Genomic DNA, 15,456 nt, shown 5'->3' on the forward strand with positions numbered 1-15,456 from the left:
GGCAAGGCCCCGGGCAGGGCGCAGAATCGTCGGCCGAAGCCGCTACCTGCGGAAATAGGGGGACACTGCGTGCAGTACGTGTGGGATCTTCACGAGGTCGACGAGACGCGGGTAGCCGTCGTCGGCGGCAAGTGCGCGCACCTGGGCGGGCTGTCGCGGATCGACGGCATCCACGTGCCGACCGGCTTCTGCGTGACGACGGACGCCTTCCGGCGGATCGTGGCGGAAGCGCCGTCGATCGGCGATCGGCTCGATCAGTTGTCGCGCGTGAACCCGGACGACCGGGACGCGATCCGCACGCTCAGCGCGCAGATCCGCCGGACGATCGAAGGGATCGCCATCCCGGGCGATCTCGCGGCGGCGATCACCGGCGCGCTCGCCCGGCTCGGCGAGCAGGCCGCCTACGCCGTGCGGTCCAGCGCGACGGCGGAGGATCTGCCGACGGCCTCCTTCGCCGGTCAGCAGGACACGTACCTGAACGTCGTGGGGCCGACGGCGGTCCTCCAGCACGTCAGCCGGTGCTGGGCCTCGCTGTTCACCGAGCGGGCCGTGACGTACCGCCAGCGGAACGGCATCGATCACCGTACGGTCCACATGGCCGTGGTCGTGCAGCGGATGGTCTTCCCGCACGCGTCCGGCGTCCTGTTCACGGCCGACCCCGTCACGGGCAACCGGAAGGTCGCCACCGTGGACGCCAGTTTCGGCCTCGGCGAGGCCCTGGTGTCCGGCCTGGTGAACCCGGACGTCTTCACGGTGCGGGACGGCGACGTCGTCGCCAAGGCGATCGCCGCCAAAGAGCGGGCCGTTCACGCCCTGCCGACCGGCGGCACGCGGGAAGTGGCGATCGACGCGCGGCGGCAGGAGCAGCCGACGCTGACGGATGCGCAGGTCGTGCGGCTCGTCGAGATCGGGCGGCGGATCGAAGCGCACTTCGGCCGCCCGCAGGACATCGAATGGTGCCTGGTCGATGACGGCTTCCAGATCGTGCAGAGTCGGCCGATCACGACGCTGTTCCCCATCCCCGAGACCGGCGACCGGGAGAATCACGTCTACATCTCCGTCGGCCATCAGCAGATGATGACCGACGCCATGAAGCCCCTGGGGCTCTCCATGTGGCAGCTGACGGCCATGGCGCCGATGCACGAGGCCGCCGGGAGGCTGTTCTTCGACGTCACCCCACGCCTGGCCGCGCCCGCGAGCCGCACCGCCCTCCTGGACCTCGTGGGGCGAGGCGATCCGCTGGTCAGGGACGCGCTGGAGACCGTCCTGGAGCGCGAGGATTTCGTCCCGTCGCCCCCGGACGCCCCTCCCGGCGGGCCGCAGTCCGGCGGGCCGCCGCCCCGCGCCGCGGCCGCCCCGGTCGAGGCCGATCCGGCCATCGTCACCGAGCTGATCGAGCGCAGCGAGTCGTCCGTCGCCGCCCTGGAGCGCGACATCCAGGCGAAGACCGGACCGGCGCTTTTCGACTTCCTGCTGGAGGCCTTCGAGGAGCACAAGCGCGTCGTCAGCAATCCGCTGAACTTGCGCGCGATCATGGCGGGGATGGAGGCCACGTGGTGGCTCAACGACCAGCTTGAGGACTGGCTGGGCGAGAAGAACGCGGCTGACACGCTCACCCTGTCCGCCCCCGACAACATCACGTCGGAGATGGGACTGGCGCTGCTCGACGTCGCGGATGTGATCCGCCCGCATCCGGAGGTGGTGGCGTTCCTCCAGGGCTCCGAGAGCGTCGAGGACGATGCCTTCCTGGACGAGCTGGCGAAGCTCGCGGGCGGGACGGAGGCGCGCGACGCCATCGAGACCTACCTCGACCGGTACGGCATGCGCTGCGTCGGCGAGATCGACATCACGAGGCCACGGTGGCGCGAGCGCCCCACCACGCTCGTGCCCGTGATCCTCGACAACGTCAGGAACTTCAAGCCGGGCGCCGCCGGACGGCGCTTCGAGCAGGGGCGGCAGAAGGCCCGGCAGAAGGAACAGGACGTGCTGTCACGCTTGCGGGCCCTGCCGGACGGGGACCGGAGAGCCGACACGGCCAAGCGGATGATCGACCAGGTCAGGGCCTTCATCGGGTACCGGGAGTACCCGAAGTACGGCATCGTCAGCCGCTACTTCGTCTACAAGCGGGCCCTGCTGGCGGAGGTCGAACGCCTCGTGCGGGCCGATGTGCTTCCTGAGCGGGAGGACGCCTTCTACCTCACGTTCCAGGAACTCCACGACGTCGTGCGCACGCAGCAGGTGGACGACCAGCTCGTCCAGCAGCGCAAGGAGGCGTTCCGGTCGCACCAGGCGCTCACCCCGCCCCGGGTGCTCACCTCGGACGGCGAGGCCCTCACCGGGGCGTACCGGCGCGACGACGTGCCGTCCGGCGCCCTGGTCGGCCTCCCGGTTTCCGCCGGGACCGTCGAGGGGAGGGCCCGCGTCATCCTCGACATGGCGGACGCCGATCTAGAGGCGGGCGACATCCTGGTCACGACCTACACGGACCCCAGCTGGTCGCCCCTGTTCGTCGGCATCACGGGCCTGGTGACGGAGGTGGGCGGCCAGATGACGCATGGCGCGGTGATCGCCCGGGAGTACGGCTTGCCCGCCGTCGTGGGCGTGGAAGGGGCCACCCGTCGGATCCGGGACGGGCAGCGGATCCGCGTGCGCGGGACCGACGGCTACGTCGAGATCCTGCCCTGACCCCCTGACCCCGTAGCCCCGGCCCCTGTGACCGCCTAGGCGGTGCCGTCCCGCGAGGCACCGCCGCCCGGTCCCGGGGCGTCGTCCTGCCAGCGGGGGTCGTTCTGCCACTCGGCGTTCCGCTCCTGCGCCGTCTCCAGGGCGCGGGCGGCCTCCTCCGGGGTCCCGTACGGGCCCAGGCGGTCCGCCGCCCGGCACTCCGGGCCCTCTTCGACCTTGTGATGCTTGACGCAGTAGTACCACTCGCCCGGCTTTCCGGCGGGACCCTTCCTGAACAGCGCCATCCCGGCCTCCGTCTCGATACGTCACGCCGCACCTCACGCCGCGGTCTTCCTCGCGGCCATGGTGCCCGATCCGGCGCCGATACACTCGCTGATATGTCTGGCCAGTCACTCCTTGTTCCGGGGAAGCTCTCCCCCACCCGCCCCGTCCCCGCCTCGATCCCGCGGCCCGAGTACGTCGGGAAGGAGGGTCCCGCGCCGTATGAGGGGCCCGAGGTGCAGGACACCGAAACGATCGAGCGGATGCGGATCGCGGGGCGGATCGCCGCGCGGGCGATGGAGGAGGCCGCGAAGCTCATCGCGCCGGGGGTCACGACGGACGAGCTGGACCGGGTCGCGCACGAGTACATGTGCGACCACGGCGCGTATCCGTCCACCCTCGGCTACCGCGGCTTCCCGAAGTCGCTGTGCTCCTCGGTCAACGAGGTCATCTGCCACGGGATCCCGGACACCACCGTCCTCCAGGACGGCGACATCGTGAACCTCGACGTCACCGCCTTCATCCACGGCGTGCACGGCGACAACAACGCCACCTACCTGTGCGGCGAGGTGGACGAGGAGTCGCGGCTGCTGGTGGAGCGGACGCGGGAGTCGCTCACCCGCGCCATCAAGGCCGTCAAGCCGGGCCGGAAGATCAACATCATCGGCCGGGTCATCGAGTCGTACGCCAAGCGCTTCGGCTACGGCGTCGTCCGCGACTTCACCGGCCACGGCGTCAATACGTCGTTCCACTCCGGCCTGATCGTGCCGCACTACGACAGCCCGCACCACACGACCGAGATCAAGCCGGGCATGACGTTCACGATCGAGCCGATGCTGACGCTCGGGACGTACGAGTACGACATGTGGGAGGACGGCTGGACGGTCGTGACCAAGGACCGCAAGCGGACGGCTCAGTTCGAGCACACACTGGTGGTGACGGACACCGGAGCGGAGATCCTGACGCTCCCCTGAGTCATCCCGTGAGTAAAGCCTGAGCCAGAGGTTTTGCCGACAGGTCGTCGGGAAAGGGTGAAGTTAGGTCGCCCTAACCTACCCCGGAGGCTGTCTTGGACGCCACGCCCACGCCCTTCTCCGCGCTCCTCCGCGCCGCCTCGCACGAGCAGCACACCCAGGTCGCCGGGTCGGCCTTCATGGGCGACCTGCTCGGCGGGCGGCTCGGCGTGGACGCCTACCGGCAGTACACCGAGCAGCTCTGGTTCGTCTACCGGGCCCTGGAGTCGGTCCCCGAGCGCCTCGCGGAGGACCCGGTCGCGGGCCCGTTCGTACGGCTCGACCTGGCCCGCACCGCGGAGCTGGAGCGCGACCTGGCCCACCTCGGGGGCCCCGAGTGGCGCTCCGGCCTGCGGCCGCTGCCCGCCACGGCGGAGTACGCGGAGCGAATAACGGAGTGCGCCCGGGACTGGCCCGCCGGGCTGGTCGCCCACCACTACACCCGCTACCTGGGCGACCTCTCCGGCGGCCAGATCGTCCGCGGGATGGCCGAGAAGACGTGGGGCTTCGACCGCAAGGGCGACGGGGTGCGGTTCTACGTCTTCGAGTCGATCCCCAACCCTGCCTCTTTCAAGCGCGACTACCGGGCCCTGCTGGACGCCCTGCCGCTGGACGACCTGGAGAAGCAGCGCGTAGTCGACGAGTGCAAGCACGCGTACGGCCTCAACACCGCGATCCTCCACGACCTGGGCCGCCGCTTCCCCCTCAGCGCCTGAGCAGGTCGAGGACGACGAGCCGTCCAGAGTCAAGTCGGAGCGCTCGCCCCAACACTCAGCAAATCCGGCGTCTCACGCCCCTGAATGGCCACGGGCTTCCGAAAGTCCAGCGAGCCCCTTGAGGTCTGGGGCCATTGTCGGTATCCGCTTGTCGGTGGTGATGTCTCGTAATCGGCCCGCGCAAAAGCTGTTGGGCCATACACGAGCCTAACCGGCGGCCTGGATCGGGCCGGGCGGGGGCCCGCGCCCGCCGGTAGGAGGCAGCCGGTGGGCGCGGGGCCGGGGCGCTACTTGGAGGTGCGGCGGCGGGTGGTGGCTAGGACTGTTGCTGTGCCCAGGGTGGCCAGGGCGGCGGCTGCTCCCAGGAGTTTGGGGGCGGCGGTGTTCGTGCCGGTGGTGGCCAGGGAGGCTGTGCCGCCGGTTGTGGTGCCGCCCGTTGTGGTGCCGCCGCCGGTTGTGCTGCCGCCGGTGCCACCGGTGGATGAGTCGTTGGTGGGGGTGTTGGTGGGGAGGGGGGCGTTCTTGTCCAGGGAGATCGCGGCGGTGACCGGGTCGAGGGCGTCGCCCGCCGCGTAGAAGCCGCCGAAGGCCTTGGCGCCGTCGGTGGTCAGGGTGGCCGGGACCTTGGTGAGGGTGAGGACGCCGTCCTTGGGGGTGAGGGAGCCCGGGGTGAGGTCGGCGATCCGGACGTCGTCGCTGTTGGTGACCTTGCCCGTCTCCCGGTCCTTGGCCGATACGTCGGCCACCAGCGCGCCCTTGGCGCCGTCGACCTCAAGGCTCAGGTCGCTGAACTTCAGGTCCAGGGAGCCCTCGTGGCCGGTGAAGCGGACCGCGCCGTCGAAGCCCGCGTCGAGGGAGGGCCCTTCGGCGTCGTAGGTGCCTTGGGCGCCCGGGAAGCGGTAGCCGGTGGTTCCCTGGGCGGTCGCGCCGCCGGAGAGGGTGATCTCGCCCTTGGCGATCGGGCCGGTGACGTAGTCGCGGAAGGACTTCTTCACGCCCCAGTCGAGGGTGCCGTCCACGATGCCGGGTGCGGCGTCGGAGGGGTCGGGGGTGGGCGTCCCGGGCGCCGGGGTGGAGGAGGTGCGGGTGGGCGGGGTGGGCGACGGGGGCTGCGTCGTCGCGGTCGGGGTGTTCGTGGGGGTGGAGGTGGGCGTCGGGGTCGGGGTCGGCTGGGACGGGCTGGCCGGGGTCACGGCCAGCGTCGCGGGGTCCAGCGCCGTGCCCTCCTGGTACATGTCGTTGAAGGCCTTGGCGCCGTCGGCGGTCAGCTTCGTCGGGATGTTCGCGAAGGTCATCCGGCCGCCCTCGCCGCTCCCCGGCGTCACCTTGGACAGGTCGAGGGTGGCGAGGGCGACGTCGTCGCTGGTCTTGCCGGACGTGGTGACATCGGCGGTGATCTCGCCCGAGGTGCCCTCCGTGCGCACCTTGAGGTCGCCGAGGGCGAGGTCGAGGGCGCCGCCGTGGCCGGTGAAGCGGACGCTGCCCTTGAAGGCGGTGGCGACGGCGTGGGTCGAGGTGTCGTACGTCCCCGTGCCGTCGGTGAAGGTGAACGGGCCGTTGTCGGGGGCCTGTTGGGCACCGTCCGCGACCTCGATCGTGCCGTGGGCTATCGGGCCCGTCACATACTTACGGAACCCCTCCTTCACGCCCCACTCCAGGGTGCCGTCCTTCAGCTCCAGCCCCGGGGCCTCGGCCGCGGCCGGGGCGGCGTGCGCGGGCAGCGCCGCCACGGTGGCCCCGAGGGCCGCACTGGCGGCGACGGCCGTGGCGAGCGCGAGCAGGGCGCGCGGGGCGCGCGGCGTACGTCTGCGGGGTGTGGACGGGGTGACGGTCATGGTCCGGGTGCCTCCTTGGCAAGGGCGCCGCCCGGCACGTATTGGGGGCGGCGTTGAATGGGGTTCAGCGGCGTGCGGCGCCAGCCGTACGGCGGCGGCGCAGCAGGACGAAGGCGGCCACGGCCACGGCGAGCGCGCCGCCCACCACGCCGCCCATCAGCGGCAGCGAGGAAGTGCCTCCACCACCGCTACGTCGCGCGGCCGTCTCGGCGGACGGCTTCGGCGCGGCGGCGGCAGCGGTGGTCGGGGCGCTGCCCAGGTCGGGCAGCGGCGGAAGCGACGCCTTGGCGTCGACGGGGACGGCGAGCGACACCGGGTCCATGGCCGTGCCCGCCCGGTAGAGCCCGCCGAACGCCTCGGCGCCGCGCGCGGTGAGCTTCGCCGGAGCGTCGGTTACGGAGATCAGGCCGTTCTTGGGACGCGGCAGCCGGGCGGCGACGGCGAAGGTGGCCAGCGGCACGTCCCGCCGAGTCGTACCCCGCTCGGTCACATCGGCCGCCAGCGTCCCGCGCCCGTCCGCGATGCGTACGGTCACTCCGCTGAGCGCGAGGTCGAGATCCTTGCCCCGGAAGCGGAGTTGGCCGTCGAAGGCGGCGCGGAGGGTGCCCCGGCGCTCGTCGTACGTGCCCTTCCCGCGCGGGAAGCGGAAGAGCGCGCCACCGTCCTGGGCGCCCTGCGACAGCCGCCACTCCCCCTTGGCGACCGGTCCGGTGACGTACTCGCGGAAGGTGCGGCGCACACCCCAGTCGACGGCCGCTGTCGCGAACGTCCCTCGGGGGCGGTCCGGTTCAGCAGCGCTCGGACTCGCGCTCGCGCTCGGGCTAGTGCTGGCGCTGGGCGACCCGGCGGGCGCGTCCGCCGACAGGCTGACCGGGTCCAGCTCCGCCCCCGCCGCGTAGTACCCCGCGAACGCCTTCGCGCCCTCGGAAGTGAGCGTCGCCGGGAGCCGGTTGAGCACCACCGTGGGCCCGCCGCCCCGCATGGTGATCCCGCCGAGGTCGAGCGTGGCCAGCGGTACCTGACGGGCGCTGGTGGTCTTGCCGGTGTCCTTCGCCTTGCTGGTCATGTCGGCGTACAGGGTCCCGCTGCCGCTTCCGGCGCCGATCCGGACGGTGGGGCGGCTGATGGTGAGGTCCAGTTGGTACGAACCGTCCGGCTTACGGTGCCCGAGGAAGCGCACCCCGCCCGAGAACTCCGCCTCGAAGGCGCCGTCGGCCGGATCGTACGAGCCGGTGGCGGAATGAAAGCGGAACTGGCTGTCGCCGACGGTCGCGGTGCCGTCGCGCAGGCTCCAACTCCCGTGGGCGATGGGCCCGGTGACATAGCTCTGGAACGAGGACTTGATGCCCCAGTCCAGGCGCCCGCCCGCGACCTCACGGTCCGCCGCGTGCGCGGTGGAACCGCTCAGCGGTACGAGGCCGAAAGCGGGGCCGAGGGTGAGCAGGACGGATACGCATAACACGACGGACGCATGGACCGGTCTCCACGACGGCATCAGAAGCCCCTCCGACATCTGGTGAAGCGAGGTAAGGCTAACCTAAGGTATTCGCCGTCGGGTCGGAACAGCGCTAGCGCGGAAGGGCTGGAAAGTGGATCAACCGCAGTCGGCAGCCAGGGCGTTACTCCACGGACGCAGACCGCCGCGCAGGCCACCTCAGGTGCTGCTCGTCCTCATCGCCCTGCTCGCGCTCACCGGCTGCGGCGGAAGCGACAACGGCACCACCGCACCGAAACGCACGGCCGCCGCCACCCCGGACCGCGTCGAACCCCTGCGCACCAAGCCCGCACCCCGCCTCCCCGCCACTGTCCGGTCCGCCGACGGCCACCGGGTGACGGTGCGTTCGGCCGACCGGATCGTGCCCCTCACCGGCTCGCTCTCCGAGATCGTCTTCACCCTCGGCCTCGGCCGGAACGTCGTCGCCCGCGACATCACCGCCACCTTCGACCAGGCGGCGAAGCTGCCCATGGTCACCCGCGCCCATGACGTCTCGGCCGAGAGCGTGCTCTCCCTGCGCCCCAGCGTCGTCCTCGCCGACACCTCCACGGGCCCGGACGAGGCCCTGGACCAGATACGGGACGCCGGGATTCCGCTCATCGTGCTCGACCCGCCGAAGGAACTGTCCGACATCGGCCCCCGGATCGACGCGGTGGCTGCCGCGCTCGGCGTCCGCAGCGCCGGTACGGAGCTGCGCGAGCGTACGGAACGGCGCATCGAGGCCGTACGCGAGAAAAGCCCAACAGCGAACAAACGGCCCCGCGTCGCCTTCCTCTATCTGCGCGGCTCCGCCTCCGTCTACCTCCTCGGCGGCCGCGACTCCGGCGCGAGTTCGCTCCTCGAAGCCGCCGGAGCGGTCGACGCGGGCAAGGAGTCCGGGCTGACGAAGGACTTCACCCCGCTCACCAGCGAAGCCCTCGCGAAGGCCGCGCCCGACGCGATCCTCGTCATGACCAAGGGGCTGGACTCGGTCGGCGGGGTCGACGGGCTGCTGAAGGTGCCCGGCGTCGCCGAGACCCCGGCCGGAATGGACCGCCGTATCGTCACGGTCGACGACGGCGTGCTGCTCAACTACGGCCCCCGCACCGACCAGGTGCTGGAATCCCTCGTCCGGCAGATCCACGACGCCGGACAGCGATGACCCGCCGCGCCACGCTCCTCACCGCCGCCCTCGCCGTCGCCCTCGCGGTCCTCGCCCTGCTCTCGGCGTCCATCGGCGCGTACGAGATCCCGCTGCGCCCGCTGCTCGACTCGCTGCTCCACCGCGCCGGTCTGGGCGGCGCCGCGCTGGACCGGGTGGGCGAGAGCGTGCTGTGGAACGTACGGCTGCCGCGCGTCGTCCTCGCCCTGCTGGTCGGGGCGTCGCTGGGGTGCGCGGGCGCGCTGACGCAGGGGCTGTTCGGCAATCCCCTCGCGGAACCGGGCGTCATCGGCATCTCCATGGGCGCCGCCGTCGGCGCGGTCGGCTCCATCGCGCTCGGGCTGAACTTCCTCGGCACCTGGACGGTGACCGTGTGCGCGTTCTGCGCCGGGCTGCTCACCGTCCTGGTCGTCTACGCGCTGTCGCGGGCGGACGGCCGTACGGAGGTGGTCACGCTCATCCTCACCGGCATCGCGGTCAACGCCTTCGCGGGCGCGCTCATCGGTCTTGCCATCTTCTTCGCCGACAACGCCCAGATCACCGAGATCACCTTCTGGCAGCTCGGCTCGCTCGCCCAGGCCACCTGGCCGAAGGTGCTGGCCGTGCTGCCGTGCGCGCTCGCGGGTCTGGTCGTGGCGCCGCTGTACGCCCGCAAGCTGGACCTGCTCGCGCTGGGCGAGCGCCCGGCCCGCCACCTCGGGGTGGACGTCGAACGGCTGCGCCTGGCGCTGATCCTCGTCGTCGCGCTGCTGACGGCCGCCGCGGTCGCCGTCGCGGGCGTCATCACCTTCGTCGGGCTGCTGGTGCCGCATGTGCTGCGGATGGCGGCCGGTCCCGGGCACCGCTTCCTCGTCCCCGGCAGCGCGCTCGGCGGGGCGCTGGTGCTGGTCGCGGCGGACCTCGCGGCACGTACGATCGCCCAGCCCGCCGAGCTGCCGCTCGGGGTGCTGACGGCGCTCGTCGGCAGCCCGTTCTTCTTCTGGCTGCTGCGCAGGACCCGCCGCCGCCAAGGGGGTTGGGCATGACGAAGGGCATGAACAGGGGCATGAACAGGGGCATGAGCGGACTCCCGCAGCGGCTGTTCGCCCGGCGCGGCAACCGTCTCGCGCCCGACCCCGTCGCCCCGGGCGCGGCCGTCGCGGAGGCCGAGGGGCTGACGGTGCGGCTGGGGGCCCGTACGGTGCTCGCCGAGACCGACCTGACCGTCCGGGCCGGGGAGGTACTGGCGCTCGTGGGGCCCAATGGCGCGGGCAAATCCACGCTGCTCGCCGCGCTCGCGGCCGATCTGCCCGCCGCCTCCGGCACGGTCCGCGTCGACGGCCGCCCGGTCGCCGCGTGGGCGCCCGCCGAACTGGCGCTGCGCCGCGCCGTGCTCCCCCAGGACCCCACCCTCGCCTTCCCCTTCACGGTCCGGGAGGTCGTGGCGATGGGCCGGGCGCCATGGGCGGGCACCGCCGCCGAGGACGAGGACGAGGCGGCGGTGGCGGACGCGATGGCCCGGGTGGAGGTGGCGGAGTTCGCCGAACGGCCGTTCCTCGCACTCTCCGGCGGCGAGCGGGCCCGGGTCGCGTTCGCCCGGATCCTCGCCCAGCGCACCCCGCTGCTGCTGCTCGACGAGCCGACCGCCGCCCTCGATCTGCGCCACCAGGAGCTGGTCCTGAACGTCTGCCGGGACCGGGCCGCCGCGGGCGACGCGGTCGTCGTGGTGCTGCACGACCTGTCGCTGGCAGCCGCCCACGCGGACCGCGCCGCCGTCCTGCACGAGGGCCGGATCGCGGCGGACGGGCCGCCTGAGGAGGTGTTCGACGCCGCCCTGCTGTCCCGCGTCTACCGGCAGCCCGTGGAGGTGATCCCGCACCCCCGCACCGGGGAACGGATCGTGCTGCCGCGCCGGGACGACAACGCCCACGCATAACGGCCCCATAACGCATACCAGCCACTTGGCCGAGAATTTGCCATGCGCAAGCAGTCCCTTGGACTTACATAGACATTACGCAGGCAAGGCTCAGTTAAGTTAGGCCCGCCTTACCCCCTGAGCCGCGTCTGGAGCCCGCATGCGAGCCGCCCGCACCCCCGTCGTCGCCGCCATATCGGCGCTGACGACCCTCACCGCCGTCGCAGGCTGCGCCGAGAAGTCCGATGCCAAGGGCTCCGACGCCGTCCAGGTCACGGCGTCGGACAGCGCGTGCAAGGTCTCGAAAACGTCGTTCCCGGCCGGGCATGTGAAGCTCGCCGTGGAGAACAAGGGCTCCAAGGTCACCGAGGTCTACGTCTACGCCCCCGGCGATCGGATCGTCACCGAGCGGGAGAACATCGGGCCGGGCACCAAGGCCGTGGTCAACGCCGAGGTGAAGACCGGTTCGTACGAGATCGCCTGCAAGCCCGGGATGAAGGGCCACGGCATCCGCCAGAAGGTGTCCGCGACCGGCAAGGGCGCGGTGGCCAAGCGGAATCCGAAGCTGGACAAGGCGGTGGCCGAGTACCGCGCGTACGCACAGGCGCAGGCCGACGAGACGCTGCCGAAGGCCCAGGCGTTCGCCGACGCGGTCAAGAAGGACGACCTGGCGGCCGCCAAGAAGGCGTACGCGCCCTCCCGCGTCGGCTGGGAGCGCACCGAGCCGGTCGCCGAGTCGTTCGGGGACATCGACCCGAAGGTCGACGTCCGCGCGGACGGGCTGGAGAAGGGGCAGAAGTGGACCGGCTGGCACCGGCTGGAGAAGTCGCTGTGGCAGACGAAGAAGATCACCCAGGCCGACCATGACCTCGCCGACCGGCTGATCACGGACCTCAAGGACTGGCAGAAGCGGGTCGGCACCGCCGAGATCACCCCGACCGGCATGGCGAACGGCGCCAAGGAGTTGCTGGACGAGGTGCAGACCGGCAAGGTCACCGGCGAGGAGGAGCGCTACAGCCACACCGACCTGGTGGACTTCGAGGCCAACGTCGAGGGCGCCGAGACCTCGTACAAGCTGCTCAAGCCCGTGGCCGCATCGAACGACCCGGCGCTGGCCAAGGAGCTGGACAAGCAGTTCGCCGCGGTGATGAAGCTGCTGGACGCGTACCGCGAGGGCGATGGCTTCGTCTCGTACGACACCGTCTCGGAGACGAAGCGCAAGGAGCTGTCGGACGGGGTCAACGCGCTGGCCGAGCCGCTGTCCAAGCTCGCCGCCGCCGTCGTCGTCTCGAAGTGAGGGACGGTTTCATGACCGACGCCTCCCCCTCGCGCCGCGCCCTCCTCGGCTGGGGCGGTGCCGGGCTCGCGCTCGGCGCCGCGGCCGCGGGCGGCACGGCCGCCGCCCTCACCGGCACCGACACCTCGCCGGTATCCGACAGCGGCGGCGCCGTCCCCTTCCACGGGCCCCACCAGGCGGGCATCGCCACCGCCGTCCAGGACCGGCTGCACTTCGCGGCCTTCGACATCACCACCGACGACCGCGCCGAGCTGATCGATCTGCTCAAGGAGTGGACGCGGGCGGCGGCCCGGATGACGCGGGGGCACGCGGTCGGCGGCGGCGCGGTCAGCGACCTCGTCGAGGCTCCCCCGGACGACACCGGCGAGGCCCTGGGCCTCAAGCCCTCCCGGCTCACCCTCACCTTCGGCATCGGCCCTTCCCTCTTCGAGGACCGGAAGGGGAAGGACCGGTTCGGGCTCGCGGGGCGCCGTCCCGAGGCGCTGGTCGACCTGCCCGCCTTCCCCGGCGACGACCTCGACGCGGCGCGCGGCGGCGGCGATCTGTGCGTCCAGGCCTGCGCCGACGACCCGCAGGTGGCCGTGCACGCGATCCGCAACCTGGCCCGCATCGGCATGGGCAAGGTCGCGGTCCGCTGGTCGCAGCTGGGCTTCGGCAAGACCTCCTCGACCACCCCGGACGCGCAGACCCCGCGCAACATGATGGGTTTCAAGGACGGCACCCGGAACATCCCCGGCACCGACGCCGCCGCCCTCACGAAACACGTGTGGGTGAGCGAGCAGGCGGGCCCGGAGTGGCTGGCCGGGGGCTCGTACCTGGTGGCGCGCCGCATCCGCATGCACATCGAGACGTGGGACCGCACCTCGCTCAAGGAGCAGGAGGACGTGTTCGGGCGCGACAAGGGCGAGGGCGCGCCGTACGGCAAGCAGCACGAGCGCGATACGCCCAACCTGAAGGCGATGCTGCCCGACGCGCACGTCCGACTCGCCCACCCCGACTCCAACGGTGGCGTCCGCATCCTGCGCCGCGGCTACTCCTTCACCGACGGCACGGACGGCCTGGGGCGGCTGGACGCGGGGCTGTTCTTCCTCGCGTACCAGCACGACGTGCGCGAGGGCTTCGTACCGCTGCAGCGGCGGCTGGCGCGCGAGGACGCGCTCAACGAGTACATCCAGCACGTGGGTTCGGCGCTGTTCGCCATCCCGCCGGGCGTCCGGGACGCGGACGACTGGTGGGGCCGGGCGCTGTTCACCTGACGGACGATCGAATGAGAGCGAGGCGGACTCCGTGTTCGGCAACTACCTGATCGGTCTGCGCGAAGGGCTCGAAGCCAGCCTGATCGTGTGCATCCTGGTCGCCTATCTGGTCAAGACCGACCGCCGGGACGCGCTGCGCCCGGTGTGGCTGGGCATCGGGGCGGCGGTGGTGCTGGCCCTGTCGTTCGGCGCGGCACTGGAGTTCGGCTCGCAGGAGCTGACGTTCGAGGCGCAGGAGGCGCTGGGCGGCTCGCTGTCGATCGTCGCGGTCGGCCTGGTGACCTGGATGGTGTTCTGGATGCGGCGCACCGCCCGCCATCTGAAGCACGAGCTGCACGGGCGGCTGGACGCGGCGCTCGCCATGGGCACCGGCGCGCTGGTGGCCACGGCGTTCCTGGCGGTGGGCCGGGAGGGCCTGGAGACCGCGCTGTTCGTGTGGGCCGCGGTGCGGGCGAGCAACGACGGCTCGGCGGACCCGCTGATCGGGGTGGCGCTGGGGCTGCTGACCGCCGTGGTGCTGGGCTGGCTGTTCTACCGTGGCGCGGTACGGATCAACCTGGCGAAGTTCTTCACCTGGACGGGTGGCGTGCTGGTCGTGGTGGCGGCGGGCGTGCTCGCGTACGGCTTCCACGACCTCCAGGAGGCGAACTGGCTTCCGGGTCTCCACTCCCAGGCGTTCGACATCAGCGCCACCATCGCGCCGGACACCTGGTACGGAACCCTGCTCAAGGGCATTTTCAACTTCCAGCCGGACCCCACCTGGCTCCAGGTCACAGTGTGGCTGCTCTATCTGGTCCCCACGCTGACCTTCTTCTTCGCCCCGGGTAGGGTGGCGCCGTCCGACGCAGCCCCGAAGGAGCCGCAGCCCCATGACACGCAGGTCATCCCGCCGGCCGTCCGCCCTACCGACCGCAGCGGCGGTGCTGGCGCTGGGGATGACATTGACGGGTTGCATAACAGTGCACGGCGAACGGGAGAACATCCCGTCCGTGGACAAGGCTGAGGCCGCCGAGGCGCTCCGCGACTTCACCGCCACGTACAACAAGGCGTACCAGGAGCTGGACCCGTCGGTGGTGAGCCAGGTGGAGACCGGCCCGCTGGAGGCGATCAGCACGGCCGACCTCAAGGCCCAGCACGCCAACTCCCCGCAGGGCAACCCGAACTACCCGGCGCTGAAGCTGTCCGACGCGAACTTCCACATCCCCCGGCAGATCGGGTGGCCGAAGTTCTTCGTGGCGGACACCGACAGCAACCGGGACGGCAACCGGTGGCTGGTGGTCTTCATCCGGGACGGCATCGACAAGCCGTGGAAGGCCGCGTATCTGTCGATCCTCAGCCAGGACGAGGTTCCGGAGTTCGCGACCGACAAGGACGGCTGGGCCAAGCCGGTCAAGGCCGCGGGCGCGGCGCCCCGGCTCGCCGTCCGGCCGGACAAGCTGAGCGGCGCGTACGTCAACTACCTGATGACGGGCGAGGGCGGCACGTTCGCGGACGGGCAGGCGACGTCGGGGCTGCGGGAGTCGCGGGGCAAGTTCAAGAAGACGCCGAAGTTCTGGACGCAGTACATCGACACCCCGGCGTCCGGGGGCGGCCCCGAGGCCCCGGTGGGCCTGCGGACGGAGGACGGCGGCGCGGTGGTCTTCTTCGCCTCGCACCACCGGCAGAAGCAGACCATGGCGAAGGGCTTCCGGCCGAACCCGGATCCGCAGGTCAAGGCGCTGATGACGGGCGAGGCGAAGCGGGCGGTGACGCTGACCCGGGTGGCCGAGTCGGCCGTCCGCGTCCCCGCGAAGGACGCGGCCGACCCGAAGGTGGTCTTCCTGAACCGCCTGGAAGGCGTAACAGCCGCCAAGGGCGAATAGG

13 protein-coding genes are annotated in these 15,456 nt (G+C 71.7%); 10 read left to right on the forward strand and 3 right to left on the reverse strand.

From position 1 onward, the window contains the following. Nucleotides 1–69: 69 nt before the first annotated feature. The gene (gene rph, locus ACFV9T_RS10795) at nt 70–2,685 is read left to right on the forward strand and encodes a rifamycin-inactivating phosphotransferase (RefSeq protein WP_385438397.1); all 2,616 of its coding nucleotides are present in this window, start codon (nt 70–72) and stop codon (nt 2,683–2,685) included. A 35-nt stretch (nt 2,686–2,720) separates the two neighbouring features. Here the strand turns inward: rph and ACFV9T_RS10800 are convergent, their stop codons facing one another. Continuing rightward, nucleotides 2,721–2,969 carry a hypothetical protein gene (locus tag ACFV9T_RS10800; RefSeq protein WP_385438400.1) on the reverse strand — a complete coding sequence of 83 codons (249 nt, stop codon included), beginning with the start codon at nt 2,967–2,969 and terminating at the stop codon, nt 2,721–2,723. A gap of 93 nt (nt 2,970–3,062) precedes the next feature. Between ACFV9T_RS10800 and map the strand changes: the two genes are divergently transcribed. Together map and ACFV9T_RS10810 are read left to right on the forward strand one after the other, a co-directional pair. Next, nucleotides 3,063–3,920 (forward strand): type I methionyl aminopeptidase, encoded by an 858-nt coding sequence (gene map, locus ACFV9T_RS10805; protein WP_385438402.1) that lies wholly within the window; start codon nt 3,063–3,065, stop codon nt 3,918–3,920. Nucleotides 3,921–4,015: 95 nt separating this feature from the next. Next, nucleotides 4,016–4,675 (forward strand): heme oxygenase (biliverdin-producing), encoded by a 660-nt coding sequence (locus ACFV9T_RS10810; RefSeq protein WP_385438404.1) that lies wholly within the window; start codon nt 4,016–4,018, stop codon nt 4,673–4,675. 287 nt (nt 4,676–4,962) lie between these two features. On the opposite strand, the gene ACFV9T_RS10815 is transcribed toward ACFV9T_RS10810, so the two are convergent. Further along, entirely contained in the window at nt 4,963–6,510 is a 1,548-nt protein-coding gene (locus ACFV9T_RS10815; RefSeq protein ID WP_385438405.1) for an HtaA domain-containing protein, read from the reverse strand. Between the two features lie 64 nt (nt 6,511–6,574). Then, nucleotides 6,575–8,005, reverse strand: a complete 1,431-nt coding sequence (locus ACFV9T_RS10820; RefSeq protein WP_385438408.1) for an HtaA domain-containing protein — start codon at nt 8,003–8,005, stop codon at nt 6,575–6,577. A gap of 94 nt (nt 8,006–8,099) precedes the next feature. Here ACFV9T_RS10820 and ACFV9T_RS10825 point away from each other — a divergent pair, with 94 nt between their 5' ends. From ACFV9T_RS10825 to ACFV9T_RS10855, 7 genes are all read left to right on the forward strand, one after another. After that, the gene (locus ACFV9T_RS10825; RefSeq protein ID WP_385438410.1) at nt 8,100–9,146 is read left to right on the forward strand and encodes a hemin ABC transporter substrate-binding protein; all 1,047 of its coding nucleotides are present in this window, start codon (nt 8,100–8,102) and stop codon (nt 9,144–9,146) included. Next, nucleotides 9,107–10,171, forward strand: a complete 1,065-nt coding sequence (locus ACFV9T_RS10830) for a FecCD family ABC transporter permease (RefSeq protein ID WP_385438579.1) — start codon at nt 9,107–9,109, stop codon at nt 10,169–10,171. The genes ACFV9T_RS10825 and ACFV9T_RS10830 overlap by 40 nt, the downstream gene beginning before the upstream one ends. Nucleotides 10,172–10,203: 32 nt before the next feature. Continuing rightward, on the forward strand, nt 10,204–11,061 hold the full coding sequence (locus ACFV9T_RS10835) for a heme ABC transporter ATP-binding protein (RefSeq protein ID WP_385438412.1): 858 nt from the start codon (nt 10,204–10,206) through the stop codon (nt 11,059–11,061). A gap of 139 nt (nt 11,062–11,200) precedes the next feature. Further along, on the forward strand, nt 11,201–12,337 hold the full coding sequence (gene efeO, locus ACFV9T_RS10840) for an iron uptake system protein EfeO (RefSeq protein ID WP_385438414.1): 1,137 nt from the start codon (nt 11,201–11,203) through the stop codon (nt 12,335–12,337). Nucleotides 12,338–12,348: 11 nt separating this feature from the next. Further along, nucleotides 12,349–13,593, forward strand: a complete 1,245-nt coding sequence (gene efeB / locus ACFV9T_RS10845) for an iron uptake transporter deferrochelatase/peroxidase subunit (RefSeq protein ID WP_385438417.1) — start codon at nt 12,349–12,351, stop codon at nt 13,591–13,593. A gap of 31 nt (nt 13,594–13,624) precedes the next feature. Further along, complete coding sequence (gene efeU, locus ACFV9T_RS10850; RefSeq protein WP_385438419.1) at nt 13,625–14,596, forward strand: iron uptake transporter permease EfeU; 972 nt, start codon at nt 13,625–13,627, stop codon at nt 14,594–14,596. Further along, complete coding sequence (locus tag ACFV9T_RS10855) at nt 14,547–15,455, forward strand: hypothetical protein (RefSeq protein WP_385438581.1); 909 nt, start codon at nt 14,547–14,549, stop codon at nt 15,453–15,455. The genes efeU and ACFV9T_RS10855 overlap by 50 nt, the downstream gene beginning before the upstream one ends. The last annotated feature ends 1 nt before the right edge of the window (nt 15,456 follow it).

It is taken from the genome of Streptomyces sp. NPDC059850, from assembly GCF_042731515.1.
Classification (GTDB): Bacteria; Actinomycetota; Actinomycetes; order Streptomycetales; family Streptomycetaceae; genus Streptomyces.

Bases quoted from the DNA above. Each gene is read 5' to 3' on its own strand.
- efeO (WP_385438414.1), top strand. From the start codon at position 11,201: ATGCGAGCCGCCCGCACCCCCGTCGTCGCCGCCATATCGGCGCTGACG.
- ACFV9T_RS10820 (WP_385438408.1), bottom strand. From the start codon at position 8,005: ATGCCGTCGTGGAGACCGGTCCATGCGTCCGTCGTGTTATGCGTATCC.
- ACFV9T_RS10835 (WP_385438412.1), top strand. From the start codon at position 10,204: ATGAGCGGACTCCCGCAGCGGCTGTTCGCCCGGCGCGGCAACCGTCTC.
- efeB (WP_385438417.1), top strand. From the start codon at position 12,349: ATGACCGACGCCTCCCCCTCGCGCCGCGCCCTCCTCGGCTGGGGCGGT.
- ACFV9T_RS10800 (WP_385438400.1), bottom strand. From the start codon at position 2,969: ATGGCGCTGTTCAGGAAGGGTCCCGCCGGAAAGCCGGGCGAGTGGTAC.
- ACFV9T_RS10815 (WP_385438405.1), bottom strand. From the start codon at position 6,510: ATGACCGTCACCCCGTCCACACCCCGCAGACGTACGCCGCGCGCCCCG.
- map (WP_385438402.1), top strand. From the start codon at position 3,063: ATGTCTGGCCAGTCACTCCTTGTTCCGGGGAAGCTCTCCCCCACCCGC.